Annotated in this window: 5 protein-coding genes; all 5 read left to right on the top strand. The window is 63.5% G+C overall.

Going from position 1 to position 4,607, the window contains the following annotated elements; all coding sequences use genetic code 11:
• On the top strand, positions 1-1,150 hold a 1,150-nt coding region (locus tag AC1DWI_RS14460), incomplete at its 5' end, for an ABC transporter substrate-binding protein (protein ID WP_477725075.1).
• 167 nt (positions 1,151-1,317) lie between these two features.
• Positions 1,318-2,232: an ABC transporter permease gene (locus tag AC1DWI_RS14455; RefSeq protein ID WP_477725074.1), complete on the top strand. Its 915-nt coding sequence runs from the start codon at positions 1,318-1,320 to the stop codon at positions 2,230-2,232.
• Between the two features lie 100 nt (positions 2,233-2,332).
• Positions 2,333-3,214 carry an ABC transporter permease gene (locus AC1DWI_RS14450; RefSeq protein ID WP_477669737.1) on the top strand — a complete coding sequence of 294 codons (882 nt, stop codon included), beginning with the start codon at positions 2,333-2,335 and terminating at the stop codon, positions 3,212-3,214.
• Positions 3,211-3,924, top strand: coding sequence for a GntR family transcriptional regulator (locus AC1DWI_RS14445; RefSeq protein ID WP_477669738.1), 714 nt, complete (start codon positions 3,211-3,213; stop codon positions 3,922-3,924). Before AC1DWI_RS14450 ends, AC1DWI_RS14445 begins: the two co-directional genes overlap by 4 nt.
• 20 nt (positions 3,925-3,944) lie before the next feature.
• On the top strand, positions 3,945-4,607 hold a 663-nt coding region (locus AC1DWI_RS14440; RefSeq protein WP_477725073.1), incomplete at its 3' end, for an aspartate/glutamate racemase family protein.

The following is a 4,607-nucleotide window of genomic DNA, read 5'->3' as shown; positions in this document are numbered from 1 at the left end:
GCGCTACCTGGGCACCGCCGTCAACCAGGACAAGGCCATCGCCGAGAAGTTCAAGGCCGACACCGGCATCACGATTCAGTACGTGGCCGTGACCACCGACGACGTGACCAAGCGCGCCGTGACCGCGCCCAACAGCTTTGACCTGATCGACACCGAGTACTTCTCGCTCAAGAAAATCGTGCCCACGGGCAACCTGAAGGGCATTGACACCAAGCGCATCAAGAACGCCGACAAGATCACCACGCTCTTCACCACCGGCACCGTGGCCGGCAAGGCCGTGGGCGACCAGGGCACCGCGCCCAAGAAAGTGATTTACCTGGAAGGCGAAAAGAGCAAGGTCTTCGCCAAGAGCCCGACGCAGTTCATGTCGCTCATTCCCACGGTCTACAACGCCGACACGCTGGGCATTCGCCCCGATTTGATCAAGCGCCCCATCAGCTCCTGGGCCGAGCTGCTGAACCCCGAGTTCAAGGGCAAGGCCGCCATCCTGAACATTCCGTCGATCGGCATCATGGACGCCGCCATGGTGGTAGAGGCCAAGGGCATCTACAAGTACCCGGACAAGGGCAACATGACGAAGAAAGAGATCGACCTGACGATCGCCACGTTGATTGAAGCCAAGAAGGCCGGGCAGTTCCGCGCGCTGTGGAAAGACTTCAATGAGTCGGTCAACCTGATGGCCTCGGGCGAAGTGGTGATCCAGTCGATGTGGAGCCCCGCCGTGACGGCCGTGCGCACCAAGGGCATCGCCTGCAACTTCCAGCCGCTGAAAGAAGGCTACCGCGCCTGGGCCGCCGGCTTTGGCCTGCCCGCTACGCTGTCGGGCAAGAAGCTGGACGGTGCCTATGAGTTCATCAACTGGTTCCTCGACGGCTGGGCCGGCGCGTATCTGAACCGCCAGGGCTATTACAGCGCCGTGCTGGAAACCGCCAAGGCCAAGATGGAAGCGTATGAGTGGGCCTACTGGATGGAAGGCAAGCCGGCTTCGCAGGACATCAAGAGCCCGAATGGCGATGTGCTGGCCAAGACCGGCGCGGTGCGCGACGGCGGCAGCTATGAAGCCCGCATGGGCGGCATCGCCTGCTGGAATGCGGTCATGGACGAGAACAATTACATGGTGCAGAAATGGAATGAGTTCGTCGCTGCGTAAATAAGTACCCCCCTGTGGTCGCTCACTTCGTGTAGCGGCCTCTCCCCTACAGGGGACGACACTGCGGCCCGGCTAAGCCGGTTCCGCGTGTCCTGGAACGGGCTTCGCTTCGCTTGCCCTTGATACCGGACGCCGGCGGTAAGCGCAACTCAACCATTTGGATTTTTATGAGCACACCTGCAATCACTGCCCATTCGAGTCCGGCCAAGGCGCCGGGGCGCAGCCTTGCGGCCTGGTGGCAGGCTACGCCGTTGACGGCGGTGTTTGTGGTGTTCTTTCTGGTGCCACTGGCGCTGGTGTTGATGGTGAGCTTTTGGGACTTCAATGAGTATGAGTTGCTGCCCGGCTTTACGCTGAAGAATTACTTCGCCGTCTTTGAAGGTTGCGGCAACACGTCGGAGATGTGTGTCACCTTCAAGACGTATCTGTCGACCTTCAAGTTCAGTTTCCTGGTCTGGCTGATCACGCTGGTGACGGGGTTTTCGGTGTCGTACTTTCTGGCTTTTTATGTGCGCTCGCAAAGCGTGCAGACGCTGCTGTTCGTGTTGTGCACGATCCCGTTCTGGACGTCCAATGTGATCCGCATGATTTCCTGGGTGCCGCTGCTGGGCCGCAACGGCCTGGTGAACCAGAGCCTGACGGGCCTGGGCATCGTGAACCAACCTGTGGAGTGGCTGCTGTTTTCTGATTTTTCGGTGGTGCTGGCGTTTGTGCACCTCTACACCATGTTCATGATCGTGCCGATCTTCAATTCGATGATGCGCATAGACCGCAGCCTGATCGAAGCGGCGAATGACAGCGGCGCCTCGGCCTGRCAAACGCTGTGGAATGTCATCGTGCCGCTGTCGCGCACGGGCATCATCATCGGCTCGATTTTTGTCATCACCATCGTGATGGGCGACTTCGTGACCATCGGCGTCATGGGCGGCCAGCAGATTGCCTCCATCGGCAAGATCATCCAGGTGCAGACCTCTTACCTGCAATTTCCGCTGGCGGCGGCCAATGCGGTAATCCTGCTGGCCATCGTGCTGATGATCATCTGGGCTTTAACGCGGCTGGTCGACATTCGAAAAGAGCTATGACCCCCACGCTTGTCACTTCGTGTACTGCGCTGCCCCCCGAGGGGGCTGGCCTTGCTTGGGGCGGCCCGGCGCTGCGGCCCCTTCTGCGAAGGTTCTAACTATGTCCGAAAAACGCTCCGCCGGCTTCTGGTTCCTGGCCGCATTCTTTGCGCTGTTTGTGCTGTTCCTGTATGGCCCGATGTTTGTCATCGTGGTGCTGAGTTTTCAGGGGCCTGAAGGCGGGCTGACGTTTCCGCTGCGCGGCGTGTCGCTGCACTGGTTTTACAAGCTGGCCGAAGGGCTGGGCGTGGTCGACATCGGCGCGGCGCTCAAGCGCTCGCTGGGCCTGGGCCTGGCCGTGATGGCTTTCACGGTGCTGCTGTCGGTGCTGGCCGGCCTGGCTTTTCGCAAGAAACTTGCGGGCGGCAACACGCTGTTTTTTGTGGTGGTGGCCAGCCTGATCATGCCGTCGATCATCGTGTCACTGGGTATTGGCCTGGAGTTCCGCCTGCTCGACACCGGCGTCAAGAAAGCACTGGAGGCTTTCGGCATGGCCGATGCGCTGGAGGGCTACGGCACATCGCTGGGGCTCTTCACCTCGGCGCTGGGTGCGCACCTGACCTGGACGCTGCCCTTTGGCCTTTTGATCATGTTCGCGATTTTCAACCGCTTCAACCCGGCTTACGAAGAAGCCGCGCGCGACCTGGGCGCCACGCCGTGGCAGGGCTTCCGGCATGTGGTGATGCCGCTGATCGCGCCGTCGGTGGTGGGCATCGGCATGTTTGGTTTTACCCTGAGCTGGGACGAAATCGCCCGCACCTCGCAGGCTATCGGCGACGTAAACACCCTGCCGCTGGAGCTGCAGGGGCTGACCACCACCGTCACCACGCCGTCCATTTATGCTCTGGGTACCGTCACCACTGTGGTGTCGTTGCTGGTCATGGCGCTGGCACTGGGCCTGGCCTGGTGGCTGGGCCGCCGGCAAAAGAAAGGCACCCGATGAGCGAGGCAACGCCCGTAACCCAGGCAACCCCCCTGACCGACAGCGAGATGTATGAGCGCGTGATCTCGGCCATCCTGGACCACCGCCTGCCGCCGGGCACCAAGCTGGTCGAAGACAAACTGGCCGGCGCCTTTGGTGTGTCGCGCACGCGCATCCGCCCGGTGCTGGTGCGTCTGGCCAATGAGCAGGTCGTTACCCTCATTCCCAACCGCGGCGCCACCGTGGCCCAGCCCACCGAGCAGGAGGCGCGCGAAGTTTTTGAGGTGCGCCGGCTGATTGAACCCACGCTGGTGGAGCTCTTCATTGCGAAGGCGAGCGAGGCCGACATGCAACAGCTCAAACGCTGCATTGACGACGAAGAGGCCGCGCGCCTGGCCGGCGACATGCACCGCGCGATCCGCCTGTCGGGCGACTTTCACCTGCAGATCGCCGAACGCGCGGGCCACCAGACGCTGGGCCGCATCCTGCGCGAGCTGACCTCGCGCACGTCGCTGATCCTGATGACCTACAGCACGTCCCACAAGGACAGCCGCGACGAAGCCGCCGCCTGCGGCTGCCGCGAGCACCGCAAGCTGCTGGACGCAATTCGCCTGCGCGACGTCCAGGAAGCCGCGCGCCACATGCGCGAACACCTGACGCGGCTGGAGTCGCAGCTGCAGTTCACGCCGCCGGCCGACGATGCGCCCGACCTGTCCACTCTGTTTGGCTGACCGAGGGTGAATTCCTAACCGTGCGCAGACTACTAGTCATTAACCCCAACACCTCGGCTTCGGTCAGTGCGCTGCTGCAGACCCACGTGCAAGCCGCCGCCGGGCTGCATGTGAACGTGCGCACCGCCACCGCGCGTTTCGGTGCACCTTATATCTCGGATGAAGCCAGCTACGCCGTTGCCTCCCACGCCACACTGGACGCCTGGGCCGCTGCGCTGGCCGGCACAGGTGAAACGGGTGGCGCACCTGAAACGCCTGATGCGGTGCTGATCGGCTGCTTTGGCGACCCTGGCCTGCTGGCGCTACGCGAAAGCAGCCCGGTGCCGGTGACCGGCCTGGCCGAGGCGGCCTTCATCGAGGCGGCGCGCCATGGACGCTTTGCCATCGTCACCGGGGGCGAGCGCTGGGGGCCAATGCTGCAGCGGCTGGCCCAGGCGCTGGGCCATGCGCCTTCGCTGGCCGGCATCCACACCGTTGCGCCGACCGGCGCGCAGCTGGCGGCCGACCCTGCCGCCGCGCGCACCCTGCTCGCCCAGGCCTGCCGCGACGCGGTGCGCCAGCTGGGCGCGCAGGCCGTCATTCTGGGCGGCGCGGGCCTGGCAGGCATGGCCGCGACCCTGCAACCCGGGGTGAGCGTGCCGCTGATCGACAGCGTGCTGGCCGGCGCCCACTGGGCCCTGCGC

The sequence above is a fragment of the Polaromonas sp. P3_C2 genome, assembly GCF_056402675.1.
This window is presented reverse-complemented; position numbering and strand designations above follow the sequence as displayed.

Coding starts and splice junctions, on each gene's coding strand:
- AC1DWI_RS14450 (WP_477669737.1), top strand. CDS start 2,333: ATGTCCGAAAAACGCTCCGCCGGCTTCTGGTTCCTGGCCGCATTCTTT.
- AC1DWI_RS14445 (WP_477669738.1), top strand. CDS start 3,211: ATGAGCGAGGCAACGCCCGTAACCCAGGCAACCCCCCTGACCGACAGC.